Source organism: Halobellus sp. GM3, from assembly GCF_052545375.1.
Map to the genome: position 1 here is coordinate 292,150 of NZ_JBQWLT010000004.1, position 24,765 is coordinate 316,914.

The 24,765-nt window shown below is 62.8% G+C and carries 28 protein-coding genes, 1 tRNA gene and 2 pseudogenes; 14 read left to right on the forward strand and 17 right to left on the reverse strand.

The window, feature by feature from the left end:
• Positions 1-33: 33 nt before the first annotated feature.
• The 3 genes from ACT3HL_RS08820 to ACT3HL_RS08830 are packed head-to-tail and all read right to left on the reverse strand — an operon-like array spanning position 34 to position 2,822.
• Positions 34-381 carry a DUF6908 domain-containing protein gene (locus ACT3HL_RS08820; RefSeq protein ID WP_445086456.1) on the reverse strand — a complete coding sequence of 116 codons (348 nt, stop codon included), beginning with the start codon at positions 379-381 and terminating at the stop codon, positions 34-36.
• Between the two features lie 37 nt (positions 382-418).
• The gene (locus tag ACT3HL_RS08825) at positions 419-1,705 is read right to left on the reverse strand and encodes an MFS transporter (protein ID WP_445086457.1); all 1,287 of its coding nucleotides are present in this window, start codon (positions 1,703-1,705) and stop codon (positions 419-421) included.
• A gap of 4 nt (positions 1,706-1,709) precedes the next feature.
• The gene (locus ACT3HL_RS08830; protein ID WP_445086458.1) at positions 1,710-2,822 is read right to left on the reverse strand and encodes an MBL fold metallo-hydrolase; all 1,113 of its coding nucleotides are present in this window, start codon (positions 2,820-2,822) and stop codon (positions 1,710-1,712) included.
• An 88-nt stretch (positions 2,823-2,910) separates the two neighbouring features.
• Between ACT3HL_RS08830 and ACT3HL_RS08835 the strand changes: the two genes are divergently transcribed.
• The gene (locus ACT3HL_RS08835) at positions 2,911-3,645 is read left to right on the forward strand and encodes a helix-turn-helix domain-containing protein (protein ID WP_445086459.1); all 735 of its coding nucleotides are present in this window, start codon (positions 2,911-2,913) and stop codon (positions 3,643-3,645) included.
• 55 nt (positions 3,646-3,700) lie between these two features.
• On the opposite strand, the pseudogene ACT3HL_RS08840 reads toward ACT3HL_RS08835, so the two are convergent.
• Positions 3,701-4,394, reverse strand: a pseudogene (locus ACT3HL_RS08840) (IS6 family transposase).
• 542 nt (positions 4,395-4,936) lie between these two features.
• Here ACT3HL_RS08840 and ACT3HL_RS08845 point away from each other — a divergent pair.
• Positions 4,937-6,172, forward strand: coding sequence for an ATP-binding protein (locus tag ACT3HL_RS08845; protein WP_445086460.1), 1,236 nt, complete (start codon positions 4,937-4,939; stop codon positions 6,170-6,172).
• Between the two features lie 287 nt (positions 6,173-6,459).
• Here the strand turns inward: ACT3HL_RS08845 and ACT3HL_RS08850 are convergent, their stop codons facing one another.
• Positions 6,460-6,903: a DUF6653 family protein gene (locus ACT3HL_RS08850; protein ID WP_445086461.1), complete on the reverse strand. Its 444-nt coding sequence runs from the start codon at positions 6,901-6,903 to the stop codon at positions 6,460-6,462.
• Positions 6,904-7,351: 448 nt separating this feature from the next.
• Between ACT3HL_RS08850 and ACT3HL_RS08855 the strand changes: the two genes are divergently transcribed.
• The 4 genes from ACT3HL_RS08855 to ACT3HL_RS08870 all read left to right on the forward strand — a co-directional run bounded on the left by ACT3HL_RS08855 (position 7,352) and on the right by ACT3HL_RS08870 (position 9,149).
• Positions 7,352-7,591 carry an antitoxin VapB family protein gene (locus ACT3HL_RS08855; RefSeq protein ID WP_445086462.1) on the forward strand — a complete coding sequence of 80 codons (240 nt, stop codon included), beginning with the start codon at positions 7,352-7,354 and terminating at the stop codon, positions 7,589-7,591.
• On the forward strand, positions 7,588-7,992 hold the full coding sequence (locus tag ACT3HL_RS08860) for a PIN domain-containing protein (protein WP_445086463.1): 405 nt from the start codon (positions 7,588-7,590) through the stop codon (positions 7,990-7,992). Before ACT3HL_RS08855 ends, ACT3HL_RS08860 begins: the two co-directional genes overlap by 4 nt.
• A gap of 86 nt (positions 7,993-8,078) precedes the next feature.
• Positions 8,079-8,693, forward strand: coding sequence for a DUF7342 family protein (locus ACT3HL_RS08865; protein ID WP_445086464.1), 615 nt, complete (start codon positions 8,079-8,081; stop codon positions 8,691-8,693).
• A gap of 72 nt (positions 8,694-8,765) precedes the next feature.
• The gene (locus ACT3HL_RS08870) at positions 8,766-9,149 is read left to right on the forward strand and encodes a hypothetical protein (protein WP_445086465.1); all 384 of its coding nucleotides are present in this window, start codon (positions 8,766-8,768) and stop codon (positions 9,147-9,149) included.
• Between the two features lie 12 nt (positions 9,150-9,161).
• Here ACT3HL_RS08870 and ACT3HL_RS08875 read toward each other — a convergent pair whose 3' ends face one another.
• Together ACT3HL_RS08875 and ACT3HL_RS08880 are read right to left on the reverse strand one after the other, a co-directional pair.
• Positions 9,162-9,734: a hypothetical protein gene (locus ACT3HL_RS08875; RefSeq protein ID WP_445086466.1), complete on the reverse strand. Its 573-nt coding sequence runs from the start codon at positions 9,732-9,734 to the stop codon at positions 9,162-9,164.
• A 45-nt stretch (positions 9,735-9,779) separates the two neighbouring features.
• Complete coding sequence (locus tag ACT3HL_RS08880) at positions 9,780-10,184, reverse strand: AAA family ATPase (RefSeq protein ID WP_445086467.1); 405 nt, start codon at positions 10,182-10,184, stop codon at positions 9,780-9,782.
• Between the two features lie 109 nt (positions 10,185-10,293).
• Between ACT3HL_RS08880 and ACT3HL_RS08885 the strand changes: the two genes are divergently transcribed.
• Both ACT3HL_RS08885 and ACT3HL_RS08890 read left to right on the forward strand, forming a co-directional pair.
• On the forward strand, positions 10,294-10,563 hold the full coding sequence (locus tag ACT3HL_RS08885) for a type II toxin-antitoxin system HicB family antitoxin (RefSeq protein ID WP_445086468.1): 270 nt from the start codon (positions 10,294-10,296) through the stop codon (positions 10,561-10,563).
• A 5-nt stretch (positions 10,564-10,568) separates the two neighbouring features.
• Positions 10,569-10,823, forward strand: a complete 255-nt coding sequence (locus ACT3HL_RS08890) for a type II toxin-antitoxin system HicA family toxin (RefSeq protein ID WP_445086469.1) — start codon at positions 10,569-10,571, stop codon at positions 10,821-10,823.
• Between the two features lie 16 nt (positions 10,824-10,839).
• Here ACT3HL_RS08890 and ACT3HL_RS08895 read toward each other — a convergent pair whose 3' ends face one another.
• Both ACT3HL_RS08895 and ACT3HL_RS08900 read right to left on the reverse strand, forming a co-directional pair.
• Entirely contained in the window at positions 10,840-11,112 is a 273-nt protein-coding gene (locus ACT3HL_RS08895) for a hypothetical protein (protein ID WP_445086470.1), read from the reverse strand.
• Positions 11,113-11,328: 216 nt separating this feature from the next.
• The gene (locus tag ACT3HL_RS08900) at positions 11,329-12,558 is read right to left on the reverse strand and encodes a hypothetical protein (RefSeq protein ID WP_445086471.1); all 1,230 of its coding nucleotides are present in this window, start codon (positions 12,556-12,558) and stop codon (positions 11,329-11,331) included.
• Between the two features lie 180 nt (positions 12,559-12,738).
• Here ACT3HL_RS08900 and ACT3HL_RS08905 point away from each other — a divergent pair.
• Positions 12,739-13,134, forward strand: a pseudogene (locus ACT3HL_RS08905) (site-specific integrase); the annotation flags it as partial.
• On the opposite strand, the gene ACT3HL_RS08910 reads toward ACT3HL_RS08905, so the two are convergent.
• Positions 13,109-13,351 (reverse strand): DUF7563 family protein, encoded by a 243-nt coding sequence (locus ACT3HL_RS08910; RefSeq protein WP_445086472.1) that lies wholly within the window; start codon positions 13,349-13,351, stop codon positions 13,109-13,111. The pseudogene ACT3HL_RS08905 and the gene ACT3HL_RS08910 overlap by 26 nt on opposite strands.
• Positions 13,352-13,525: 174 nt before the next feature.
• Positions 13,526-13,600 (reverse strand) — tRNA-Arg (locus ACT3HL_RS08915).
• Positions 13,601-13,695: 95 nt separating this feature from the next.
• Here ACT3HL_RS08915 and ACT3HL_RS08920 point away from each other — a divergent pair.
• The 3 genes from ACT3HL_RS08920 to ACT3HL_RS08930 all read left to right on the forward strand — a co-directional run bounded on the left by ACT3HL_RS08920 (position 13,696) and on the right by ACT3HL_RS08930 (position 15,837).
• Positions 13,696-14,568: a geranylgeranylglycerol-phosphate geranylgeranyltransferase gene (locus tag ACT3HL_RS08920; RefSeq protein ID WP_445086473.1), complete on the forward strand. Its 873-nt coding sequence runs from the start codon at positions 13,696-13,698 to the stop codon at positions 14,566-14,568.
• 131 nt (positions 14,569-14,699) lie between these two features.
• Entirely contained in the window at positions 14,700-15,311 is a 612-nt protein-coding gene (locus ACT3HL_RS08925) for a DUF7504 family protein (RefSeq protein ID WP_445086474.1), read from the forward strand.
• Between the two features lie 97 nt (positions 15,312-15,408).
• Positions 15,409-15,837 carry a CoA-binding protein gene (locus ACT3HL_RS08930; protein WP_445086475.1) on the forward strand — a complete coding sequence of 143 codons (429 nt, stop codon included), beginning with the start codon at positions 15,409-15,411 and terminating at the stop codon, positions 15,835-15,837.
• A gap of 91 nt (positions 15,838-15,928) precedes the next feature.
• On the opposite strand, the gene ACT3HL_RS08935 is transcribed toward ACT3HL_RS08930, so the two are convergent.
• The 4 genes from ACT3HL_RS08935 to ACT3HL_RS08950 form a co-directional block, all read right to left on the reverse strand.
• Complete coding sequence (locus ACT3HL_RS08935) at positions 15,929-16,267, reverse strand: DUF5798 family protein (protein ID WP_445086476.1); 339 nt, start codon at positions 16,265-16,267, stop codon at positions 15,929-15,931.
• A gap of 118 nt (positions 16,268-16,385) precedes the next feature.
• Positions 16,386-17,489 (reverse strand): ABC transporter permease, encoded by a 1,104-nt coding sequence (locus ACT3HL_RS08940; protein ID WP_445086477.1) that lies wholly within the window; start codon positions 17,487-17,489, stop codon positions 16,386-16,388.
• Complete coding sequence (locus tag ACT3HL_RS08945) at positions 17,482-19,311, reverse strand: PrsW family intramembrane metalloprotease (protein WP_445086478.1); 1,830 nt, start codon at positions 19,309-19,311, stop codon at positions 17,482-17,484. The genes ACT3HL_RS08940 and ACT3HL_RS08945 overlap by 8 nt, the downstream gene beginning before the upstream one ends.
• The gene (locus ACT3HL_RS08950; protein WP_445086502.1) at positions 19,308-20,414 is read right to left on the reverse strand and encodes an ATP-binding cassette domain-containing protein; all 1,107 of its coding nucleotides are present in this window, start codon (positions 20,412-20,414) and stop codon (positions 19,308-19,310) included. The genes ACT3HL_RS08945 and ACT3HL_RS08950 overlap by 4 nt, the downstream gene beginning before the upstream one ends.
• 182 nt (positions 20,415-20,596) lie before the next feature.
• Between ACT3HL_RS08950 and ACT3HL_RS08955 the strand changes: the two genes are divergently transcribed.
• Positions 20,597-21,643 (forward strand): DUF7409 domain-containing protein, encoded by a 1,047-nt coding sequence (locus tag ACT3HL_RS08955; protein WP_445086479.1) that lies wholly within the window; start codon positions 20,597-20,599, stop codon positions 21,641-21,643.
• A gap of 232 nt (positions 21,644-21,875) precedes the next feature.
• Positions 21,876-22,784: a class 1 fructose-bisphosphatase gene (locus ACT3HL_RS08960; protein ID WP_445086480.1), complete on the forward strand. Its 909-nt coding sequence runs from the start codon at positions 21,876-21,878 to the stop codon at positions 22,782-22,784.
• 161 nt (positions 22,785-22,945) lie between these two features.
• On the opposite strand, the gene ACT3HL_RS08965 is transcribed toward ACT3HL_RS08960, so the two are convergent.
• Both ACT3HL_RS08965 and ACT3HL_RS08970 read right to left on the reverse strand, forming a co-directional pair.
• Positions 22,946-24,430, reverse strand: a complete 1,485-nt coding sequence (locus tag ACT3HL_RS08965; protein ID WP_445086481.1) for a sodium:solute symporter family transporter — start codon at positions 24,428-24,430, stop codon at positions 22,946-22,948.
• Positions 24,431-24,442: 12 nt separating this feature from the next.
• A complete protein-coding gene (locus ACT3HL_RS08970) occupies positions 24,443-24,715 on the reverse strand; it encodes a hypothetical protein (RefSeq protein ID WP_445086482.1) in 273 nt (90 codons plus the stop codon).
• Between the last annotated feature and the right edge of the window lie 50 nt (positions 24,716-24,765).

The following is a 24,765-nucleotide window of genomic DNA, read 5'->3' on the forward strand; positions in this document are numbered from 1 at the left end:
GAGACGTGATTGACCGCTCGCAACTCCGGACGATCACTTTCCCGCGGCCTCGACGAACCCCTGTTGTCGAAGGTTACGGTCCCAGCGCTCGATGAACCCGCTCAGCGGGAGGCCGTCCTCATCGCGCCGGTACACCCGCGGATGCTGCGTGTACTCGATCGGGATCCAGTCGCCGCCTTCGACCCGGAAGACGATTTCCGGATCACACATCAGATCGCACCGCCGGACGTAGTGGTGGGCGACGCTAATCCGTTGTCGGCCGACCTTCTCGATGGCCAAGTCGTCGTATCCCGACACCGCGACGGTGTAGCTCTCGTTGACGTCCATCTGCTCGATCGATTGGACACCGAATGTCGCGAGGATCTCCTGTATCGTCTCCATATGGGGAGGGAACTGCCCCTGCGTTCGTATATAAACCTCAGTCCGGAGAGGTCGACGCCGACTGCTCCGGAGCGGGGGCCGGGGGCTCGTGCGTCCCGAAGTCCGGGTGTGTCTCCTCCATCCAGACGTACACCACCGCACCGGAGACGAACATCAGGAGTGCAGTCATATAGAAGGCCGCCTCGGCGCTCACGAACTCCATCGAGAGTCCGATCAGGACGGCCCCGACGGCATAGCCGGAGTCACGCCACATCCGGTAGACACCCATCCCCGCAGACCGCCACGTCGGGTGCGCGGCGTCGCTCGGCACAGTCATCAGGTTCGGATACAGCAACGCCATCCCAAGACCGGAGATAGCGGCCAAGACCGCCCACGCGAGATACCCCTCGACGAGTACCATCCCGAGGACGCCCGCTCCCGCGAGGAACATCCCCCAGACGACGGGCGGGCGGCGCCCGATACGGTCAGCGAGGCCACCGGTCGCGATCTGGAGGAAGTACATCGCGCTGTGGACCCCGACGACGACACCGACAGCCTCGATACGGAGGCCGTGGCTTATCAGATACAGCGGGACAGCGATCCAGAACAACGTGTCCACGAAGTTCTCGATGTGGCCGGCTTGCGCGGCGGCGAACAGCGTTCTGTCGCCGTAGGTCGCCCGCTTCAGCACCTCGTTGAACGGCAGGTTCGCGTCGTGATGGTCGTCGTCGCCCTCCGCTTGCGCGTACTGAACGGTTTCTTTGATCAGGAAGATCGAGATGAGGAACGCCAGCACGACGACGACGGCGAGGAAGTAGAACGGTTCGGGCCGGAGGTTCCACTGCCCTGCGATGACACCGGTAATCCACGCACCGACAGCGACTCCGGTGTACCCGAACGATTCGTCGATACCGACCGCGAGACCGCGCTGGTCGGGGCCTGCGAGGTCGATCTTCGCGTTGATCGCCATACTCCACGTCAACGCTTGGTTGACGCCCAGCAGGACGTTCCCGACAGTGATCCAGCCCCAACTGGGAGCGAAAATGAGGATGATCGGGAGGGGGAGTGCCGTCGCCCACCCGAGGACGAGGACGGGCTTGCGGCCGTACTCTTCGCCCCACTTCCCGGCGTAGAGGTTGAGGATCGATTTGACGACCCCGAACGAGACGACGAACGAGCCGATGACGAGAAACGACTCGACGCCGAGTACGTCCTCTCCCAGAACGGGGACCACGGTGCGTTCGGACCCGATAGTCAGTCCCGTTGCGAACACCAACAGGACGTGCAGTGAGAACTGCCCGAGGTGCTCGCGGATTCCCTGTTTTAACTCAGTTGCCGTACTCATGGATTCATTCAGCGGCGCAGTTGTTGGGACCGAGTTCCAGTTCGGCCAGCTCGTCGGCCGGGACCGATTCCCGCCCCACGTTCGTCCGCTTGACGCGCTCGAAGTTCGGCGGGTGATCCGGGATGTCCGACGCGAGCTCTCGGACGAACTCCTCGCGGTCACGGGTGAGGTCCTCGTTCTGTGCTCTGACTTCCCCGAGGGTCGCGGTCACTGGTGGTTCGGGAGAACCGGGGTCGTGGGCCGGCAGGACTAACGCGGTATCCGGCTTATCCAGCAGCCGCTGGAGGCTCTCATAGAGCGTCGCGGCGTTCTGCTCGACGTCCGAATCTTCGATACCCGCCTCGACGCCGAGTTCGACGCGGCCCACGCTCTCGTGGAAGAGCGTATCGCCCGTGATCAGCGCTGTGCCGCCAATATCGAACGAGACACTCCCCTCGCTGTGTCCCGGCGTGTGAATAACCTCGATGTCGAGTTGGCCGACCGTTACGGTCTGCCCGCCTTCGATCGGCGTCGCGTCGATGGCGAGCGCGTCCTTGGGGTGGAGGTAGTAGGGAACGCCGTGTGTTTCGGCGAGCTTCGCTGCACCAGAGACGTGGTCGGCGTGAGCGTGCGTGTCGAAGACGCCGACGAGTTCTGCGTCGTAGTCGTCGAGAATCGCCTCGTACTCCTCGAGATAGTGTGACGGGTCGAAGACGACGGCCTGACCGTCTGAGACGAGGACGTGGGAGAGACAGCCTTTGCCCGGACGTGCGACCTGAACGAGCGTGCCCTCGAGATCGGCGGGCACTTGCGCGTGCCTGTGGACGCGGCTCCATCCGTTCATCCCGTCCGTGAGCGTTACGGCGTCGTACTCCTGCTCTCGGAGCACTTCTGTCGCGGTCTGTGAGACGGCACCCGCGGCACAGATGGTGACGATCTGCTCATCGCGCGGGAGGTCCGAAAGGGCCTCCTTCGCCCGTTCGGGGTCGTCAGTTAGTTCGTCGTAGACATCGACGTTGCGGCTGCCGGGAATTCGCCACTCCTCGAACTCTTCTTCGTGGCGAATGTCGAGGACGAGCGTGTCTCCGTCACCGTTGTGTAGTCGTTCGCTGAGTTCTTCCGGCGCTATCTCCTGCATCGGTGTATTCGGATATGAGACATATCTGTATATAGGCTCTGCCGGACATGACCGGCACTGTTAATTTCTCTCAGCCATTGGTACTCGTATGAGTCTGTACGAGGCCTCGATTCGAGTCAAACACGAGTGTCCGTACCGAGGTATTTCCGAACGGCACCCGGACTTGACCATACGCGAGTGGCCGCTGAGCGACTGCCAAGTGCTCGAGATCACCGCGGAGATGACGCCGACCGACGAACTCCTCGACGAGATCAGTCGGATCGGAACCGTTCTCCACGAATCGGACGACGACGACGGGTATCACGTCGTCACGCAGTCGTGTCTCTGTTCGCTTGAGGAGTCAATCATCGACCGCTTCGAGGAACACAACTGTCTGTATCAGTCGCCGACAATCTACCGCCAGGGCTGGGAGCACTACACCGTGGTCGCCTTCGGCGGTGACGACATCCGGGAACTGCTCGGTGATCTGCGCGCCGACAGGGATATCGAACTGCTCTCGAAAACCTCGATTTCGGAGAAACAGATTCCCCATAGTATGCTCGCTCCGGCGAATCAACTGTTCGAGAACGTCACGGATCGGCAGTTGGCAGCGCTCCAGTTGGCACTGGAAAGCGGGTACTACGAACAACCGCGGAACACCTCGCTTCGAGAGCTGGCCGATAAGACCACCGTCGCTCGGTCGACGTACGAGGAGCACCTCCGAAAAGCGGAGAACAAACTCCTCACGAACGCGGGACAGCTCTTGCGACTGGTCACCGCGACGTCGACGGCGGATCCGTTAGGAGTGAGAAAGACGCCGCAGGCCGAACAGGCCGGCGACTAATCTGCCGGTAGTGTCCGTCAAAATATATGGTTTGCCAGTGAATCGTCGGTCGTGTTTAGTTAGGAGCATTGAGCCAAGCAGCAAATGCTTGGAGCCAATTTTCGGCGGTTTGAGGCTCAACGTGGCTGAAACAGTTTGAAAATGAGGATGTTCGGCGTTTGAGTTCTCGAAAGATTCGTTCGATGGCATTCCGATTTCCAGTCCGTTCAGTTTGAAATCGGAGCCCAGATCTGGCCAGCGCTGTTTGGAGGTGTTGAGCGCCATCGACCAGAAACATAGCGGATTCGACATCGTGTTTCTGGCGGAGTTCCCGCAGAAAGATCTCGGTTAATGCGGTCGTTGTCGTTGCAAAGAGTCGCAGATGTAGCAGATCGTTTGTGTCGGGATCGGCGGCGTTCGCAAGAGCGGAGCTCTTGCGCAGCACATCAGAACGGCATCGCCGTTCTGAGGACGGCGTACAGCCAGAACTGCTCGTCATTGATTCGAATCACAGTTTCGTCGAGCGCAACGTGATTCGGGCTTCGGCCGTCTGCGGGCTGTAGATCCGCCTTCTGCACCCAATCGTGGATTGCCTTACGAGATCGCTCGACACCCAACCCTTCGAGAATAGAGACGGTATTCGACAGCGAGAGGCCCGCTAACTGCAGTTGAATACCGAGCTTCATCGCACGCTCGGGTGTCCGCTGTCGCTCCACAAAATCCAAATCAATACAGTCTGTACATCCGTTGAGGCGGGCGATTTCTGGCATAGGCACCAAGAAATTCTCCCGCCTCACCCTTCATCCTTAACTAAACACGACCCGTTCGAAACGCACTAACACTATGTGTGATTGATCTGCAAATGAATTTACTTCAGGTGAGAGGTGATCAATTGATATGAGCAGTCGAAACTCATCCCGAAACTGTGCGACGGCAGAGCTAAACACGCCATTCTGACACAACTTTCATACGATTTGACTGAGGATACACGGCTATGGGGCGTGTTTCGCATCGAGACCAAATATACGAGATTTTTGCTGATCCGAACGCCGAATTTGAGGCGCAAATCACGCAGGCCCTCGCTACCGGTACTGAATATCTCGACCTTTCAGTGGGATTTTTCACGCGTATCACTGACGGCACGCAGGAGATACTTCACTCGACTGGAGATCACCCGTTGATCCAACCCGGGGAAAGCTGTCCGCTCGATGAAGCCTACTGTCGTCGAACCATCGAAATCGATAGCTAACTCGCCATCGAGGACGCATATGCGTCCCCGGAGATCTCCGACATCGCTATTGACACGTTCGGTTTGGGCGCGTACATCGGTGCGAAAATCATCGTCGGTGGTGAGGTGTACGGAACGGCGTGCTTTGCCGATACAGAGCCGCGCGAGGACCCCTTTGTCGATGCGGAACGGTTCTTCGTCGAACTGATCGCCAGACTCGGTGGGCACGCCATCGAACGGCGGAGCTACGAACGAGAACTCACACAGCGCGAAGAACGGTTGAACGAGCAGCGAGAGATATATCGAGCCGTCATCGACGCCAATTTCGACTCCGTCTTTCGGTTCGATACTGACGGGACGTTCACATATGCGTCCGAAAGCGTCCGTGATCTGTTAGGCTATTCGCCGGCGGAACTCGATGGCCAACCGATAACCGTCACCCATCCCGACGCACAGACCACCGAGTGGGCGTGGAAACAACTCTCACAGATACTGAGCGGGAAGCCCGCCGAAGCCCGAGATTTCCCACTGAAAGCGAAAGCGGGTCACATCATCCATACGGATATTCGCGGTGTTCCGGTCTACGACGGGAGCGTGCCGGAGTCGGAACGCTCTGAGGACGACATCGTCGGGATCCAAGTACTGGTCCGTGATGCGACAGAACGTCGCCAGCGGGAAGGGCTCATCAGCGTGATTAACCGCGTGCTCCGGCACAACGTGCGAAACGAGATGTCTGTGATCCGTGGCTGGGCTGATATGCTCGCTGAGGACTTGGATACGGAGCAGGCTACCAAGGTAACAGCGATCAGGGCAGCTGCGAAGCGGTTGCTCGACCTGACCGAATCTGCGCAGCAAATCGAACAAAACCGTGAGATTTCGCCCGAGTTGGAACCGACGGACGTTATGCCGCTGGTGAATCGTATCGTCACTGAGTGTGAAACGCGGTATCCAGATGTCTCAATAACTGTTGACGCACCGGAAGAAGCGATTGCGGAGACGCTTCCACGCGTCGAAGTGGCGCTATTCGAACTTGTGGACAACGCCGCAAAGCACGGGGGGACTCCCGCATCCGTCGAGATCGATGTGCGTGTGTCCGATCTTCAGGTCACCTGTCGAGTACGCGACGACGGGCCGGGGCTTCCGAATACTGAGCGGGGGGTCTTAGAGGCGGGCGAAGAGACACCACTTGTCCACGGACTGGGGCTTGGGCTATGGTTGAGTTATTGGATCATTACGACGGTAAATGGTGAGATCGAAGTCACAGATTTCGACCGAGGAACGACGATCGAGATCCGTCTCCCGACACCATCGAGAGAATAGGGGAACAAAGCGGCACGCGTATCCTGACAGAGCACTCGGGACTTCTGTTAATCTAGCAACGTTCTTCTGAATAGCCACCAGCTTGGCTGTACGCGAATTCCAGTGAGCGCCATTCGACTCATCGGTCATCGAACAAAGGCGAACTCCCAGCGAGCGTACGTGATTACTCTCGCTCCTGTTCAGCCCATAGGATCGGCTGGTATCGGATCACTCGACCTTCGCGTGACTGGTGGAATTTATCGCTGACTCGAAACCAATGAATGTCACTTCGGTAACTATCTAGGCGGTCACGGCACCCGGGCGTTCTCCGCATCGTATCGACGGACTAGCGCCGCAACATACCACAGTTTTAGCGCCATCGAAACGGCTCCTGCAAGCACCGTTGCACGTGGCCGTCGTCGATACGCAGCGACGAATGCGTATCCTGCCGCAGGTATATTGAGTACGTTAAGGACGTTTGGATAGGACAGATCAAAGACCGACTGTTCGGTTTCTGTTGTCCACCACCGTTCCGCCAAGACCACACGGGTCATCCACGCCTCGTCATTTTCCGGTGGTGAAAACAAAACCGGATTGATCACGGTGAAGACGACGGCAGCAACGGCAACCCGCCATCTCCGCTGATACATCGCGTACAGAAGTACAGGCAAGATGAGTGTTCGACTCCACCCGCTTTTCGGATTCGAATGCCGTTTCCAGAACATCTCTTTGAACTCGTCAGTCGACTCCATACACGGCTTTGACTCCCAAGTCGAAAATAACTGTGTGCGTGTATCGGCCGGCCACACGTAGAGCACGAACCCCACCCGCACGCGAGCTAGTTCGACGGCCGCACGCCGCGGCGTCGACGGGCCGGGCTCGAAGCCGTGCGCTGAGAGATCCACGAGCAGTTCGTGAGACGGTTCGGGTGAACGGGCGCGTTGCGTTCGGGACACGATCTCGACGACGACCGATACCGAAATACCGCTGTTGGGGCCGTGGGCGAAAGCGGAGTCGTTCGAGGAAATCGACCACTAGCGGCGTTCGATCCGTCACTCGCCAGTGAACGAATGATGAGCGAACGATGAACGAATCCGGTGCAGTGGACAATTCGAGTCGCTGCGACGATGAGTCCGCATCTCACTGTAGAACGCGCCCATCGGCGGTACATTTTCCTGTCAACGGCGTCAACGGGGAGGTATGGGGACGAAACAGATCCGGGTGAGCGAAGACCTCTACGCGCGGATCAAATCGGAGAAACGACCGGGAGAGACGCTGAGTGACGCGCTCGAACGGCTGGTCGACGACTACACGCTCCTCGATTTCGCCGACGATATGGCCGAACTGAGCGAGGATCATTGGGACCCGGACGAACTCGAAACAGCTCTTGAGGAGTCCGACGAGGGGAACCGAGAGGAGCTTGAGGAACAGCTCCCGTGATTCTCGATACGCAGTACCTCGGACAGTTGGCCGTCCAAGATCCGGACGCCCGAGAATTGGCCGGAGAGATCGAATCCACCGGATCTCCGAGGCGAATCCCCTCGGCCGTCGTCGCAGAGCTCTTCTACGGACTCGGGAAGATGACCGACGACGAGAAGGCCGGTCGGATTCGCCGTACCTATGAAACGCTCTTTCGCTCGGCAACCGTGCCCGTTCAAGACGAAACGGTTGCCCGCCGATCGGGGACGCTTCGGGGCAAACACGCGGCCTCCGACGAACTGAAAAACCTCGATGGAGCCGATTCCGTTGTCGCCGCTCACGGACTGCTGCTCGACGAGCCTGTCGTCTCGAACGATACCGATTTTCGGGACGTCGAAGGGTTGGAAGTCGTTACGTACTGACTGTTCGAGATCGTTCCGAACCACTTCTTACAAAATATGCTTTTCTCTGGGAAAACATTTTATCGCACGCGACAGTAGAGACGCGTATGACCGATCCGGAACCCACGGACGATCGCTGGCAGGGCGACGTCAACGAGGCCGTCGCCGAGGACTGGAAGGCCGACACGACGACCTTCGAGCGCGTCCGGCAGATCATCGACGTCACGACCGAGCCCCAGACCGCGGGCGAGATCGCCGACCGGGCGCGGGTGAGCGAGCCGACGGCGCGAAAGCACCTCTCGGCGCTCGCGGAGACCGGCCGCGTCAAGGCGATCGCGACCGACGACGGCACCCGCTATATGCGCGCGCCGCAGATGCTGGCGATGCGCCGGATCGCCGACATCCACCGCGAGCACACGAAAGACGAGATCCGCGAGGCGATCCGGGAACTGAGAGAGGAGCGCCGGGAGCTCCGGGAGCGACACGACGCCGACGACGTCGACGAACTCACGCTCGATCTAGAGCCCGGCGACGACGGCTGGGAGGATCTCACCCGCTGGCAGCAGATCGAACAGAACCTCGAAATCGCCCAGGCGGCGCTCGCGCTCTACGACTTCGATCCGGACGACAGCCGCTCTGCGGCGGCGCGAGTCGCGGAGGGGTCTACGGCGGTTCACGGCCGCGGCGCGCTCGGCGACGATACCACCCAGTCGGCGGCGTAGATAACCGGAGACACGGATATCGAGGGTGCTGTCGGTCCGATCGACGACATTGCGCTCACGGAGATCAAAGACGTGTTCGCGAGCGTCGACGGGCTCGTCGGAGAGGCGGGATTCGACAGTCGCCTCGATCCGACGAAGCTACAGATCCGATTCGACGACGGCGTCGGCAACGCCGAGTGGTGTCGCTTCGACGTCCGATGGTTCCAGCGGGGCTACTACAGTTTTCACCACACCGACGAGCGGGGCGTCGACTTCCGGTTCGATTACCATCCGAAGCCGGACGCTCCCGAGAAGCACTTTCACACGCCGCCGGACGCCCGCTCTGACGACGTCGAGCGGTCCTGTATCACGACCACGGACCCGATGCTGGTAGCACGAGCGGTTCACAGTCTTTGGCGTCGAGCCTACGAGACAGGCTCGTTCGACGCGTTGAACACTGCCGAGAACCCGCCGTAGAACCGACCGCGTTCACTGTGGAATCCGTGATGTGGATTCCGCGGCACAGTACGTCGTATCCCGAGTCGAGCCGCGCTGCTCGATCAGTCCGTACCGCTCCAGCGAGTCTAGGTACCGCCGTCTCGTCGCCGGGGATTTCGGCGACGATGCCTCTGACTCGTACGCCAGACGCAGTTCTTTCGCGCCGATCACTCCGGCCTCGGCGATGATCTCATAGAGGAGTCGCTGGTGCGTCGAGAGGAGTGCGACGTTCCGCTCGTGGACCTCCGTCGTCGCCGAGTCGCTGACGGACGCGACGAGGCCCGGGCTCAGGTGGTCCTGTCCCTCAGTCTCCGCCTCTTCCGCCGCTTGACGAAGCAACGCGATCGCGAGCCGCGCGTCCCCGGCGGCCAGATCGGCGATCGTCGCGAGCGTTTCCTCGTCGACGGCGTCGGGTGCGAGCCCCGCGTCGGCGCGACCGCGGAGGATGTCGATGATCTGGTCGTCGTGGTACTTCTCCAACTCCACCGACCTCGCGGCGCGAACGCGCGACTGGACGCGCGTATCCACGGCAGAGAGAAACGCGTCCTCGTCGATGCACACCATCAGGAGCGTCACGTTGGGCTGATCGTACAGCGAGAGCAGGACGCCTTAATCATCGAAGATGTCGACCTCGTCGACGATGAACACCAGCTGGTCGTCGGTGGTCCGAACCCGCTCGAAGTATTCGCTCCGCGCCGTCGAATCGCGCGGGAGGTCCAGCCCAACCCGCGCATCTCGGAGGAGCGTGTGGACGGCTCCCGTCGTGGTGTTCGCTGACATACAGTTCACGTATCCGGTCCTGACACCGAGGGTCTGCGTTTCCAGCTGCTGGCTGACGTACCGGGCCAGCGTCGTCTTCCCCGCTCCCGAGGGGCCTGTAATGAGCGCGTGCTCGCCGCTCAGGTCGTCTTGGATCGGCCGAAGACACGAGGAGATGTGACCGATTTCGTTGTTTCGGTGGTAGAGTTCTTGCGGGAGAAACGCATCACGGAGTGCCCGCGCGTCGAGGATCATCGGCTCGTACTAATCGGTTCGCTGACTTGTAGGCGAGCCATCCGGAGTGAAAGTAAATCACGGGTGAAACGTCCGAATCCTTATGCCGGAACGTGCCATAGCACGGTGTATGAGTACCGATTCGGGGACTGATTCGGCGCGAACGCCGAGTATCACCCTTACGAAGAACCCGGATGGGAAGTGGACGGCGAGGGACCTCGAGGCCGAGATATCAGCGCAAGGCGAGACGCGTCAGGGCGCCCTCGAAAATCTCGATGCGGTCGTCGACGCGGTCCGCGGACAGGGTGGACGCGAGCCGACAGACGAGGAACTCCGAGAGCTCGGGATCGACCCCGAGCAGAACACTTTGGGAGGAGAGCTCCCGGACGTTCTCGAATAGCGACGATGGTCACGCGGGACTTTTCGGGGAAAGAGATCGTTAAGGTCCTCTGTAACAAGGGTAATTTCTGGGTCGACCGGATCGCTGGAGACCACTATATTCTGAAGTGGCAACATCCGGATGGCCCGGACGTAGATTCTCGAACCGTGAGCGTGCCGTACCACGACAGCATCAGCATTGGGACGCTCCACGACATCGCTGAGGACGCCGGAGCGAACGATTTCGAGGAGTTCTGTAAATGGATTGCTCGGAATAGGTAGCCGATACCGAACGCGATCAGTCTCCCAGTGACCAACTGGTCTCATATGACACGGAGAGTTCTCGGGAGTCGAGAATCTCCGCGATCTCCGAAGCCGTGAGCGAACCGCGCTCGTCGGCTGCCCGAAGTAGCTCCTCGACCTTCCCGGTCCCATAGCCTGCGACGTCGCCGCGCATCCGACAGTAGTACCGTGCGGCGTCGTCGAGCGCCTTCGACTTCGCGGACTGGTCGGTCGCCTCGAGGAGGTTCTCCCACAGTCTCTGTCGTTCGTCGGTCGCTTCGATCCTCATTTCTTGCACAACCCCCTCGAATCGGCGTCGCTCTCAAGCAAACGAACGGGGTCAAACGCACGCGCGCTTATATACTCCCGACGTGTCCGCGGTTCGGATCCGCCTCGATCACGCCGAAGGTCGACCGCTTTCGCACAAGTCGCGTCGCTCCGCTTGTGCAATTCGAGGGATCGTACTTTCTCTACGTGTGACCGGCAGGATGCACAAATAAGTAAATTAGACTTGATAGAGGCGGGACTCAACACCTTGGTATTCCTCAGGACAGTCTCCGATACTCCACCCTTGTCCTGTAGTTTCGACGTACGAGTATTTCCGACCCTCGAATTCGAAGTAGTATCCAGAAGGATTGCTCTGGTAGATACCCACTGCCATATGCCCCGGTGGCTGAATTAAGATCGTATCGTAATTGAAGGGTTCTGCTTGAAGGATACTTGCGAGAAGGACCGCTGTATCCTCACAATCACCACCCATCTCAGTCACAGTTTCCATAATGAACTTGGTATAATCATCGTATCCCTTACTGACATCATCAGGGACATAGGGCAGGGCCTGTACGAAGTCGATCACGAACGCGGCTGCCTCAGTGTCAGAATAGTCGCGATCGTCGGCCACTTCCTGAAGTAATTTTGCCAAGCCGGTAGCCGTACCACTCGTTAACTCAAATTGAACATATTCAGGCCGAGACCGTCCTCGACTTCTCTGAACTGCTCTCGAATAGGCCGATTTTCGGGCAAAGAAATCCACGGTCCACCTCTGACCAAAAGAACGTCCCGAGAGTTCAAGGAGATAAGCGCCCTCTACGGAATTTCTTGAATAGTTACCCCCTGAATCATCAGAGAGTTCATTTGGGAATGAGGTAGCTGTGATTTCTGCTGAATCTTGATTCCATCTGAAAGCGTCGGTCTCCATTATAGTCACTGCCTGTTCAGGGTCGACAGTAGACGTTGAGGTGACATCTCCAGACACGAGCCCCGCATAATAGTAGTATTTTGAGTCTGGGTCAAAGGCTAGCGAGTCGATCTCCACTGTTCGGGACACCACCTGATCACCGTACTCAAATTCTGAACTCAGTATTTCTCTGAGGACTTGGTTCCGAGAAAAATCGGCGATACCAATAAAGACTTTTGCAGTATCAAAGTCCGCGCTTGGATGTTCTGGACTGACTTCAACGGAGACGTGATCAGCACTGTACTCGGTGATATGTGAAATATCCTGCCAATAGTCATCGGTCACTCTAAGCGTCTCGTCTTCTGATTTATTGGTCGTTGTTGGAACTGGTGTTGACGTTGGTTCTGGAATAGGTGTAACTGTAGTTGTGTCTCTGAGATCTGATTTTTCTTGCACCTCTGGATCGTGTGGAGCGTAGTCCTCGCTATCAATCACACCATCCCCGTCAGAATCTTGAATATCGTTTGAAGAACCAGAACACCCTGCAACAGTCGCCATCAAACCACAAGAGGAAGTGAGAAAATGTCGACGGTTCATATAATGAAAAATTATTTTCACCTATATACAACTTCCGGGTAGATACAGAAGTCGGAAGCGAACGCCCGAAATCGGCCCTGATTCCGCGCTGATCACGCCGCATCCCCACCTTATACTGACTCCTTCTCAGGACAAACCGGAATGAGATTAGAAGCCACCTCGCGGCCGGATCAGTATCACGTGTGGATGACCGCCGACGAGCTCGACGATCTCCGACGCGCGGCGGCGACCCACCGGGACGATCTCGTGATCCAACTCGGCGGCTACGTTGGACTCCGGGCCTCCGAGACCCCGCAGATCTGTCCGAAGCACGTCAAGCGAACCGAGGACGGTGATCACTACCGCCTCCGGGTGCCGGAGGGAAAGGACACGACGGGCAACGGCGGGAAGCCTCGCGACGCCTACCTTCCGAAGGACCTCGAAGGCGACATCCACCGATACCAGACCGCGGAGGATATCGCCCGCGACGAGCCGCTCGTAGATCTCTCCGAGCGCGGGATCAGGAACGTGGTCAAACGCACGGCCGAGCGCGCGGCCCCTTGTTCCGTCCCTGCTGTTCGGCGGGGTCGGGGTACGTAACGGACTGACCGGCAGCGGATCCCTTCTGGATCCGTGGACGACTGTCGCACGCTTGGCACCGATGGGCGCGGTTCTCCTCGTCGCCGAAGGTCCGCCGGAAGTCCCGACTGACGTGGGTCCCGCAGTGGAGACAGCGGCCGTGGTCCTCGGACGAACCTCGCGAGAGATCCATCATCGAACCTCACCCTTGGTTTGCGAAGCCGACCGCCCGACGGCTCGGACCCGCGTGTGGTCACAACGTTGGATCGGCTGAGAGATGCTTCTCTCAATTCTCCGAAGTGCTGATATCGGGGAGATAACCGCTTCTAGTCACCCATACTGAAATGCGAAGAATCGCGTTGTTAAGCTATGGGCGCTGCAGGATTTGAACCCGCGACAACTTGGTCCGAAGCCAAGCACTCTGTCCAAACTGAGCTAAGCGCCCTCGATTCTGGGTTCCGGATGCGACGATTTAAACCCACGGATTCGGGGCGGGCGACTTCGCGCCATTTATCTCGAAGCCGGGGACAGGAGGTACGTATGGCACCCGACGGGCGACCTTCGGCAGCGACCGCTCGTGGCCTCTTCGATCTGATGCGATCGGGGAACGCGGTCGCCGCAGGCGTCCTCACATTCACCGGCGCATTCGTCGCCTCGGGACTCGGTTCGGGAGCGGTCCCCGTCGCCGCGGCCGTCGCCGCGACGATCTTCGCGACGGCGGCTGGAAACGCGATCAACGACTACTTCGATCGCGAGATCGACCGCGTCAACCGACCCGACCGCCCGATTCCCCGCGGCGCGGTCACCGCACGCGGCGCGCTCGCGTTCAGCGCGGCGCTCTTTCTCGGGGCCGTCCTCGCCGTCCTCGTGCTCCCGATCGCGGCGGTCCTCATCGCCGTGGTGAATCTGCTCGCGTTGCTCGCGTACACGGAGCTATTTAAGGGACTTCCGGCGGTCGGAAACGTCGTTGTCGGCTACCTGACGGGGTCGACGTTCCTGTTTGGTGGCGCCGCGGTCGGTCGGCTCGACGATCCGGCGGTGCTCGTGTTGTTCGCACTGGCCGCGCTGGCGACCGTGACCCGAGAGGTGATCAAGGACGTCGAAGACATCGCGGGCGACCGGGCGGAGGGGCTACGCACGCTGCCGGTCGTCGTCGGGGACGCGACGGCGCTCCGGGCCGCCGCGGTCGTATTAGTCGTGGCCGTCGCCGCGAGCGTCGTCCCGTTTCTTTTGGGCACGTTCGGGATCGTCTATCTGGCGCTCGTCGTGCCGGCAGACGGCGTGATGCTCTCGGCGGTGCTGCGCTCGTTCTCGGACGCCTCGACCGCACAGCGGCGGTTAAAGCGGGGGATGTTCCTCGCGACGGGGGCGTTCGTCGTCGGGCGCGCGGTCGAGGTCCTCAACGTCGTGTGACCGGTGAGACAATCAAAAAGAATATTATCTGCACCCGTTATCGTCTATTCGTCTAATGACTCCCGGCGAGTCGATCCATCGGACGACCAATGCTCCCGTTCTAGCTGGCGGTTCGACGCCGAGGACCCCGGATGTATGACCTCGGCCCGGACCTCGAGGAGGAGGTCCAACCGGGAACGAACATCCTGGTGAGCGGTCCGCCGATGTCCGGTAAGCGGTCGCTCTGTCTCGACATCCTCGCGTCGGGCACGGAGAAGGGAGAAGGCGCGATCATCGTCACCACGAAAGACAGCGCCGATCGCGTGCTCGAAGACTACGCCACGCGCATCGACTACGAGGACCGGCCGGTCGCGGTCGTGGACTGCGTCACGCGCCAGCAGGGCGTCGGCGAGATCCGGGACGACAAGCGGATCAAATACACGTCCTCGCCGGTCGATATGACCGGAATCGGGATCAAGCTCTCGGAGTTCCTGCAGGCGTTCTATCAGGACCGGGGCATCGAGCGGAACCGGGTGATGCTGCACTCGCTGTCGACGCTTCTGATGTACGCCGACTTGCAGACGGTGTTTCGCTTCCTGCACGTCTTCACCGGTCGGATTCAGAGCGTCGACGGACTCGGCGTCTTCGCGATCGACGAGAGCGCCCACGACGATCAGACGATGAACACGCTGAAACAGCTCTTCGACGGCATCGTGACCACGCAGGAGGACGGCCCGCCGTCGGTGCGACTGGCGAGTCACTGACCGTCCGACGACGCACCGGAGTGCGCTTCTCGTCCCCTGCTGGTACTCGGTAGCGGCGCACGGCAGTATTTTACCTCCGCCGCACTTGGTGTCGGGTATGCCCGTGACCGACGACGACGGACTCGAAGCGGTACTGGACCACGACACCGTCGCCGTGGTCGGCTGTTCGACCACGGCCGGCAAAGCCGCACACGACATCCCGGCGTACCTCAAGCGACACGGCTACCGAGTCGTCCCCGTCAACCCGTTCGCCGACGAGGTCCTCGGCGAACCCGCCTACGACTCCCTCGCGGACGTGCCGGAGTCGATCGATATCGGGATCGTCGACGTGTTCCGACCGAGCGAGGAGGCGGGCGACATCGTCGACGCGGCGATCGAGCGCCGCGAGGATGTCGGCGACGTGGCGGCCGTGTGGCTCCAACTCGGAATCACCGACGACGACGCCGGCGAGCGGGCCGCAGACGCCGGAATCAACTTCGTCCAAGACAAGTGTATGAAGGTCGAACACGCGCGGCTCCTCGGCTGAGCCGGGCGTTTTGTCGTACTCTGTGAACCAAGTACGTCGGCCGCGCCGGGAGGTCGCCGTATCCGATGGCGTGTCGTGACAGGCGCGCTGATCAGGAGCCGTCGCCTGCGCCCGGTTCCTCGGCGTCCGCGGTCGACACCGACGCCTCGTCCGCAGTCGCGGTCGACGCCTCGTCAGCGCCCTCGGCATCGATGATGTGAGCGTCTGCGGTGACGCTCTCGACGTCGATACCCTCCCGCTCGGCGAGCGCGTCGAGGATCGCGCGCACCTCCGCGGTCTCCGTTTCGAGGCGATCGACGCGGTCGCTCGTCTCCTTGGTCGTCTCGCGCATTTCGACCACTTGATCGCGGAGGTCGTTCAGCCGCACGTAGACGTCCTCTGCCATCTCGGTCACCTTCTGAAGCTTCTTGGCCGTTCCTCCGAGTCCCATACTCCCACTCTGGATCCCCGGGTTTGTGTGCGTTCCGCCTTCGTGCCCACAGGTGCCCGTCTCTGCCGGCGTTGTGAGACGCCTGTCTCTGCCGGCGCCCAGACACGACCGCCACCGCTCAGCGGTCGTCGACGTCGACCCGGGCGAGGAGCCTCCGAACGCCGCCGTAGACGGCTATCGAGGCGACCACGACCACAGCGACCGAGAGAAACTCCGCGGCCCCCGCGCTATCGATCGCGAGCCGCGACGCGGCGGTGATCGGACCGTTCGCGAGGAGCGTCGTCCCGCCGAAGACGAACAGGACGCCCACGGAGTAGAGGAACTGCGCGGCGCGCCGCTCGGGCGCGAGCAGTGCGACCGCCGCGCCGAGTCCACAGATCAGGAGCGCCATCGCCGCGACCAGCGCGAGGAGCGCCGGCACGTTCGCGACTGCCGTCCCGTTCAGTTCGAGCAGACCGATCCAGAGCGCGGCCTGCGCCGGTGCGAGGCCGGCCGCCGCGAGCAGTTTGCCGTCGACGACGTCGGAGAGCGAGACCGGCGCGACCAACAGCAGCTCCAGCGTCCCCCGTTCGATCTCCTCCGAGAGCGAATCGACCGTCACGGAGCCGGAGATGAAGACGGGCAGAAACAGCAACAGCGGGAGCAACACCGTGTACGTGAAGCCGAAATAGGGGCTCGAGGACGCCTCCGGCGGCAGCTCCAGCGGGAGCGATTCGAGATGCGCCGCGCGATCGACCCGCTCTGCGCGCTCGAAAGAGCGCACCACGTCGCGGAGCTGGACGACGACGATCGTCGTCTGGACGTTCGAGTCGGGCGCGACCGCCCGCACGAACACCCGGTCGTCGTTCGTCTCCGCGACGAGCACCGCGTCGACTCCCGTGGCCCGGTACTCGTGGAACGCCCGCATCGCCGTCTCCTCGGAGCGGTAGAACTGCGCGTCGACGCCGCGGACCTCCCGCGAGGCGCGGATCAGGTCCTCGGCGGCGTCGCCCGTCACCGCGACGTCGACCTCGTAGCCGTCGACCTGCCCAGGGTCGTACAGGGAGACGAGCCCGACGACGAGGAACGACGAGAACGCCGCGATGAACAGCTGCAGCGCCAGCGCGAGGACGATCGTCTTCTCCTTGCGGAGGCTCCCCAGCTCGCGGCGCGCGATCGTTACGCGCGGGTCCGTCTCCGATCGGTCGCTCGACCCCTTCCGCGGGGCGGGGCGATCAGCCAAGGGCACTCACCACCGTGAGGTTGTACGCCGTGTGAACGACGACGCTGCCGACGAACGCGGCGGCGTACCACCGCAGGCCGCGCATCGCCCCCAGCGCGGTCAGCCCGGCGGTGACGACGTGCAGCGCAAGCGGGGCGAAGAGCAGCCCCGCCGCGGAGAACACGCCGATTCCGGAGGGCGCGAACGCGGCCTGCCCGAGCGCCAGTTCGGGGAGTCCGACCACCTGCACGACGGCGGTGAACTTCTCGCCGACGAAGAACCCCAGCCCCGAGAGCGCGCCCAAGACGAGCGCGACGCGCGGCACCCGCCGGAAGCGTCCCTTCTCGAAGGCGGCGTAGACGTGGAGGCTCTTTGCGAGTTCCTCGACGAGCGCGACGACGAGCAGCAGGAGCGGAACCGTGAGCGACACCGGGAGCGCAAAGAGCACGGCGATCGCGAGCAGTTCCGCGACGAAGACGAACGGGATCGAAAGCCCCGAGAGGACGGCGACGTCGCGGGGTCGCGACACGCGCGCCGCCAGCGCGTCGAGGAACTTCAGCGGCACCGACCGCTGCGTGAAGAGGTCTTCCTCGCGGTAGATGCCGCTACCGAGCAGGAACAGCACGCCCGCACAGAGGGCGAACGGCCCGGTCGCAAAGAGGAACGCGCCGGGCGTCACCGACTCCAGCGGCTGGAGGTCGCGGACGACGACCGTCAGCGGCGAGATGAGCGCGATCGGCGTGACGTTCGCGAATATCGCGGGCACGAACGTGTAGGCGGTCAGGAACACCGAGACCGTGACCGTCACGAACGTGAGCTCCTTGAACGAGCGCGCGAACATCGCGCCGGCGAACGTCGCCGCGAGAAAGAGCAGCGCGATCGGCAGCACGGCCGCGATCGAGACCACGCTGCCGCCGACCGCAATCGCGATGAGCGCCGTGAGCGCGATCATCGCGCCGAGGTACGGGAGCGTCTTCCCCGCGACGATGTCGACCGGCGAGACCGGCGCGACGAGCAGCAGTTCGCCGCGGCGGTTGATCCGCTCTGCGAGCATCGTGCTCCCGTACGCCTGCACGACGAAGTTCATCGGCACCAAGAAGGCGAACGCGAGCACGAGCGAGCCGAAGGGAAACGGCGGTTCGATCTCCGCGGGCGACCCCGATCCGCCGCCGAGCGGGTTGATCCCGGAGAGCGCCGGGACGCCGAGCGGCCCGGCGGAGCCGGCGGCCGCCGACTCGTCGGTGTCGTCTCCCTCGGAGTCAGAACCGCCGTCGCTCGTCCCGTCGCCTCCGGATCCGTCACCGCCGGACGTCACCTCGATCTCGATCGTCCCCTCGGAGCCGCCGTCGTCGGCGAACGCGTCGTCGGGAATGGCCTCCGACCGAGAGACGTACTGGAGGACCACGACGACGGGGAACGCGGCGGAGCCGTTCTCTTCGGCGCGCATCTGACCGACGTTGTATGCGCGGATCGACGACCGGAGCTCCGACAGCGCCGCCCGCCCCTTCGGCGTGTCGGCGGCGCGGAAATCACCGTCGCGGACCAGCACGTCGAGATCACCCTCCCGAAGCGCGTCGGGGTCGGCTGGCCGGGCGTCGAGCGCGGCGCTGCGTTCGACTGGCTCGCGGTACGGACTGTCGTCGTCGACGCCGACCCGGTAGATGTCGCGGTCGAGTGCGACGCCGCCGGCGAGCGCGCCGGATCCGAGAATCGTCCCGGCGAGGAGTAACGCGAGGAGGCCGAGCACCGCGGTCCGCCGGTCGACGATTCCCGCGGAGCGCTCGACCTCCCAGCGTGCGATCCGGGCGACCGCGGCGAGGCGTTCGCGGAGTGACCGCGTCACCGCGGTCGGCCCCCGTCGGCGTCGGTGTTGGTATTGGTGTTGGCGTTGTTTGCGTCCGCGTCGGCATCGGTGTCCGATGTCCTCTCGGGCGGATCGGCCCCACCGGTCCGATCCGGCGGGTGGGACGTCTCCGCGCTGTCGTCCTGCGGCCGCGCCCGCCCCCGCGCCGACGTTGTCGGCGTCTCGCGGGCGAGGTCGAGGAAGATGTCCTCGAGGCTCTGCTCCCGCGTCCGGATGTCGACGACCTCGCCGCCGGCCGCGGCGGCGCGCTCGCGGACCGTCTCGACGGCGTCCATATCCGGAACCACGCTTCGATAGCGACTGGAGGTGGGCTCGGATTCGTCCACTCGCGCGTCCCCTCCCTCGTGCCCCGGCTTCGAGCGCGGGTCTCGCTCGGCGTTTTCGACCGGGACGCTCGTGAAGACGTGATAGCTCGTGGCCCCGTGCTCGTCTCGGATCTCGGGGACGGTCCCGCGGGTGATGATCTCCCCGCGGTTCATGATCACGATCCGGTCACAGATGCTCTCGACGTGGTAGAGGTTGTGCGCGCTGAAGACGACGGTCTTGCCCCGGTCGGCGAGCTCCTGTGTGAACTCGAGGACGTAGTTCGTGGTCAGCGGATCCAGCCCCGAGGCGGGCTCGTCGTAGATCAGCAGGTCGGGATCGTTGACCAGCGAGCGGGCGATCGCGACTTTCCGTTTCATCCCCTTCGACATATCGCCCAGCCGCCGCTCGCGATGGGCCAGCTCGAGGCGATCGAGCGTCTCCTCGGTCCGCCGGGTCGCTGCCTCTCGGGGGACGTCGTACAGGTCGGCGAAAAACCGGAGGTACGACCGGGGCGTCATATCCTCATAGAGCGGCGACTCCTCCGGGAGGAACCCGAGGGTTCGGCGCATCTCCGGATCGCCGGCGTCGTAGTCGGCGACCTCGGCGACGCCCTCGGTGGGTTCGACGAGTCCGGCGAGCATCTTCAGCGTCGTCGTCTTGCCCGCCCCGTTCGGGCCGACGATGCCGAAGATCTCCCCCCGCTCGACCGTGAAATCGCTGTCGACGACGGCGGGAAAGTCGCCGTAGGTCTTTCGCAGCCCCTCGACGCGAATCATCGCCATTATCGACCGGCACGGAGCCGCCGGAGATAAAACCTGACGACCGGCTATCGATTCTGATAGGGTACGGCTATGGACGCCGAGCGGGCGACCGGCCCTCTACTATGTTGTCTGGTATCAAACACCAGTCGACAGTATCAAGTTATCGACCGTGGAGGTATAACCGAACGGAGGAAAGCGTGACCGAGGAGGGGGAGCCTGACGGCGTGGCCGAGGGGGAGGAAAGCGGCGCGGACGGAAGAGAGAGCGCCGCTACTCGGTGGAGCACCGACGAGGACGGCGCTCGGGAGTTCGCTGGTGACGGCGCTCGCGTCCCCACCGATGCGGGTGGAGTCGACGGCGACGGCGGAGCCGACGATCTCGAGATCCCGCTGCCGTGGAACACGATCACCCGCGAAGACGGCGAGAGCGGGGATACCGGGTCTGAGAATCGCGATGGCGGGGCGACCGATACGGAACGCGCGGACGAGAGGGACGGACGCAACGAGCGCGGCCCGGAGCGCGTCCCTGACAGCTTCGAGGACCTGCGGTTCGTGGGACCGAAGAGCGCGGCGGTCCTCCGCGACTCGGAGGTCTCGGTCGCGGACCTCGTCGAGAAGCGCGTCGCGTACCGCGATCTGACCGAAGCCGGCGTCAACCCGGGCGTCGCGGCCAAGATCAGGCGCGAGCACTCGCTGTCGTGGTCGCTCGACGGCGGCGGGACCGACCTCGACCGCCGGTCCACGCAGGTCCGCGGGCTGGACGACGACGAGCGGGCGTGGATCGCCGCGTCATCGGGCTGGTCCGAGGACGGGGCCGAGACCGACGGCTCCGGTGACGCCGCGGACGCGGAGGCGGCTTGGCGCGCCCGAACGGTTGATGGCGACGATGACGCCGCTCGCTCCGAGGAGAGCGCGACGACGACCTCGTGGCCCGACACCGACGCGACGTCGGCGGCGGGCGCGCGGTCGACCGACGCCGGTGGGGAGTCGACGGGGGCCGAGAGGGCGTCGGGGACGTCGTCGACGGACGCCGAAGCCGCGTGGCGGCGACGGAGCGCGCCGACGCCCCTAACGGCGATCGACGCGCTGGACGAGGAGGTCGCCGCCGCGCTCGGCCGGGCGGGGATCGGCTCGGTACGACGGCTCGCGACGGCCGATTCCGAGAGCGTCGCCGACGCGCTCGACCTCGACGCCGACCGCGTCGAGTCGTGGCGGCGACTCGCGCGCGAGCACGAGTCCTCGTGATCGCCGGTGGAGTTCTGCCTTGCTGGGTGCGATCACGTGGGTTGCACGGAGTGGAGCCGGAGAGTATTTACTCACCGAGTGAATCTCACGAAAGCTTCGTTTCGGGTGTGTTAGGGGATATAAACCGAGAATTCTTCACCTCGGCGCTCCATTGTATCTACCTACGGTAACAAAGATTTTATGCCCGCAGTAACCGAATAGGGCACTGACGACCCTCTTGACGAGTGATCCGATGGCCACGCAAGACAACTCCTCGCCGACCGACCCCGAATCGATCAACGCGACCGTCGACGCCGTTTTGGACGTCGTCGCGCGCGCCGCGCCCGACATCCGCCGGGGCCTTCCCGGCCGCCGCGTCGCCATCGAGGGGGAGAACCCCTCCGGCGAGTCACAGAAGGCCGCGGACGTCTACGCGGACGAACTGCTCTGTGAGCGGATCGGCTCGCTGTCGAACGTCGGCGTCTACGCCAGCGAGGAGCGGGAGGCGGGCGTCGACGTCGGCAGCGGCCTCTCGGTCTGCGTCGATCCGCTCGATGGCTCCTCGAACCTCGAACCCAACGCCGCGATGGGAACCATCGTCGCCATCTACGACGACGACCTGCCGGCGTCGGGTCGCGACATCGTCGCCGCCGCGTACGTGCTCTACGGCGCGACGACGACGATGGCCGTCGCCCGGTCGGACAAAGCGACCGTCACCGAGTACGTCATCCACGAGGACGGCAGCTACCAGGTCGTCAACGGGGAGCTCACGCTTCCGGACGACCCGTCGGTGTACGGCTTCGGCGGTCGCGTCCCCCACTGGGTCGACGAGTTCGCGTCGTTCGCCGAGGCCGTCGAGTCGGATCCCTCGATGAAACTCCGCTACGGCGGGGCGATGATCGGCGACGTGAACCAGGTGCTCACCTACGGCGGCATCTTCGCGTATCCGACGCTGCAGAACGCGCCGGAGGGGAAACTCCGCGTGCAGTTCGAGGGGTACCCGGTCGGCTACATCGTCGAGAAAGCCGGCGGCGCGTCCTCGGACGGCGGCCAGTCGCTTCTGGACGTCGAGAAGGACGACCTCCACGCCCGGACGCCGGTGTACGTCGGCAACGAAGACCTCATCGACGACCTCGAATCGTCGTTAGCGGACCGCGAGTGACCCCCAACGAGGACGAATAAACGGATATATAGTTTTCTCGGATCCAGACGCTTACTGAACGGGGAGCACCCGAATTGGGCACAGTCTGGACTGAAATACTGAGTTACACATACGTAGCGCGAAGGAAAACTCAGATATCGTTTATCCGATCTGCGGTTCGTTCACCACGACTCGTCGAACAGGTCCTCGTAGGCGTCGATCCGCTTCTCGCTCGGCGGCGACGTCGCGAGGGTGATCACGAGCATCACGGTGAGTTGGAGGACGAGTAGCGGCATCACCGGGAGGAAGCCGAAGGTGAGGCTCCCGGGGAGGACGCCGAGTTGGAACGCCCACAGGCCGGCGAACCCGAGCGCGAGGCCGACGCCCGAGGCGTACTTGGTCACCCGGCGGGAGTACAGCGCGGTCACGATCGGGAAGAACATCAGCGCGTAGCCGCTGAACGCGAAGATAGTCGTGTCGATGATCGACTCGCGGGTCAGGAGCGCAGCGACGTACGCGATGGCGAGGATGGCGACGATGAAGATACGCGTCGAGAGAACCTCGGCCCGGTCGGTGATGTCGACGAACGGCCGGAGGATGTCCTCGGTGAGCATCGTCGCGAGCGTCAGGACCTGCCCGTCGAGCGTGGACATCAGCGCCGCGAGGATGCCCGCCAGCGCGAGTCCGACGAGCCACGTCGGGAAGTTCGCGCCGATCAGCGCCGGCAGGATGAAGTCCGGGTTATCGATGTTCGGGAACTGCCCGACGCCCCAAAAGCCCAGCATAACCGCCGGTCCCCACGTCAGCATCAGCGCGATTGGGTAGACGACGGCGGTCCGTTGGAGCTTGCGGCTGGACCGCCCGGTCATGTACCGGATGAACAGGTGCGGGAGGATGAACGTCTCGATGGAGACTAACACCGCCACCGAGACGTAACTCTTCCATCCCAGCGGCGGGATGTCCGCGCGGTTCAGGAGCGCCGGATTGACCTCCAAGGCGGCGGTCGTCGCCGCTCGGAAGCCGCCGATTTGCTGCGGGATGACGATGGCGAAGCCGATGAGCGCGATCACGAACACCGCGCCCTGGAACGCGTTCGTCCACCCCGTCCCGCGCATCCCGCCCAGCGAGACGTACACGAGCACGACGAGCGTGATGATCAGCCCGCCGGCCCAGTAGGGGACGAACCCCTCGGTGAGCGCCTCGAACGCGATGCCGCCGCCTTGGATACCGACCAGCAGGTACGGCACCGTCCAGAACGTGAAAAGCAGCATCGCGAACAGGCCGAGGTACTTCGACTCGAAGCGGTGATTCAGCACCTGCGCCGGCGTGATGTGGCCGAAGCGCTTCCCGACGAGCCAGATTCGGTGTCCGATCGTCATCATGAACAGCGGGAACGTGAAGACCAGCAGGCCGATGAAGTAGCCGTACGCGCTCGGCCCGATGTTGTACGACAACCCCGGCGCGCCGATCATCACGACCGCGGACATATTGGTCGCAAAGAGCGCCGCCAGCAGGACGATCGTCCCGAACGAGCGGTTCGCCATCAGGTAGTCCTCGCGCGAGTTCCCGGTCCGACTGGAGGCGTACTGCCCCACCCCGAGTACGAGTCCGAGGTACGCGACAACGATGGCGACGATGAGCGCGATGTCGGAGGTGAGAGAGACCATCTCGACGTCCTCCTATCGGTTCCCCGACGCGGGGTCGTTCGGCGTGCGCACGTCGTCGCGCTCCTCGCCCTTCGGTGCGACCGTGTACACCCAGTACAGAAGCAACACCGCGAGGACGGTGTACGCCAAGTCGTAGGCCAACTGGATGGGGAGCCACCCGAACAGCAGTCCGGCGTCCGTCAGCCCCAGAAGCGAGGTGTGATGCAGAATGATCATTCCCACGAGCATCGCGACGATCGCCGCGTTCCGCGGCGAACTCGGATACCACACGCTACCTTTGAACATATCCGTTTACGATGAGCGACAAAAGACGCATTAAACGTTACTCTCGTTTG

Coding starts and splice junctions, on each gene's coding strand:
- ACT3HL_RS08825 (WP_445086457.1), bottom strand. CDS start 1,705: ATGAGTACGGCAACTGAGTTAAAACAGGGAATCCGCGAGCACCTCGGG.
- ACT3HL_RS08950 (WP_445086502.1), bottom strand. CDS start 20,414: ATGATTCGCGTCGAGGGGCTGCGAAAGACCTACGGCGACTTTCCCGCC.
- ACT3HL_RS08895 (WP_445086470.1), bottom strand. CDS start 11,112: ATGAGGATCGAAGCGACCGACGAACGACAGAGACTGTGGGAGAACCTC.
- ACT3HL_RS08875 (WP_445086466.1), bottom strand. CDS start 9,734: ATGGTGTGCATCGACGAGGACGCGTTTCTCTCTGCCGTGGATACGCGC.
- ACT3HL_RS08970 (WP_445086482.1), bottom strand. CDS start 24,715: ATGTTCAAAGGTAGCGTGTGGTATCCGAGTTCGCCGCGGAACGCGGCG.
- ACT3HL_RS08900 (WP_445086471.1), bottom strand. CDS start 12,558: ATGGCGACTGTTGCAGGGTGTTCTGGTTCTTCAAACGATATTCAAGAT.
- ACT3HL_RS08920 (WP_445086473.1), top strand. CDS start 13,696: ATGGCACCCGACGGGCGACCTTCGGCAGCGACCGCTCGTGGCCTCTTC.
- ACT3HL_RS08890 (WP_445086469.1), top strand. CDS start 10,569: ATGGTCACGCGGGACTTTTCGGGGAAAGAGATCGTTAAGGTCCTCTGT.
- ACT3HL_RS08960 (WP_445086480.1), top strand. CDS start 21,876: ATGGCCACGCAAGACAACTCCTCGCCGACCGACCCCGAATCGATCAAC.
- ACT3HL_RS08910 (WP_445086472.1), bottom strand. CDS start 13,351: ATGATGGATCTCTCGCGAGGTTCGTCCGAGGACCACGGCCGCTGTCTC.
- ACT3HL_RS08880 (WP_445086467.1), bottom strand. CDS start 10,184: ATGATCCTCGACGCGCGGGCACTCCGTGATGCGTTTCTCCCGCAAGAA.
- ACT3HL_RS08865 (WP_445086464.1), top strand. CDS start 8,079: ATGACCGATCCGGAACCCACGGACGATCGCTGGCAGGGCGACGTCAAC.
- ACT3HL_RS08820 (WP_445086456.1), bottom strand. CDS start 381: ATGGAGACGATACAGGAGATCCTCGCGACATTCGGTGTCCAATCGATC.
- ACT3HL_RS08885 (WP_445086468.1), top strand. CDS start 10,294: ATGAGTACCGATTCGGGGACTGATTCGGCGCGAACGCCGAGTATCACC.
- ACT3HL_RS08830 (WP_445086458.1), bottom strand. CDS start 2,822: ATGCAGGAGATAGCGCCGGAAGAACTCAGCGAACGACTACACAACGGT.
- ACT3HL_RS08850 (WP_445086461.1), bottom strand. CDS start 6,903: ATGGAGTCGACTGACGAGTTCAAAGAGATGTTCTGGAAACGGCATTCG.
- ACT3HL_RS08835 (WP_445086459.1), top strand. CDS start 2,911: ATGAGTCTGTACGAGGCCTCGATTCGAGTCAAACACGAGTGTCCGTAC.
- ACT3HL_RS08930 (WP_445086475.1), top strand. CDS start 15,409: ATGCCCGTGACCGACGACGACGGACTCGAAGCGGTACTGGACCACGAC.
- ACT3HL_RS08855 (WP_445086462.1), top strand. CDS start 7,352: ATGGGGACGAAACAGATCCGGGTGAGCGAAGACCTCTACGCGCGGATC.
- ACT3HL_RS08965 (WP_445086481.1), bottom strand. CDS start 24,430: ATGGTCTCTCTCACCTCCGACATCGCGCTCATCGTCGCCATCGTTGTC.
- ACT3HL_RS08925 (WP_445086474.1), top strand. CDS start 14,700: ATGTATGACCTCGGCCCGGACCTCGAGGAGGAGGTCCAACCGGGAACG.
- ACT3HL_RS08935 (WP_445086476.1), bottom strand. CDS start 16,267: ATGGGACTCGGAGGAACGGCCAAGAAGCTTCAGAAGGTGACCGAGATG.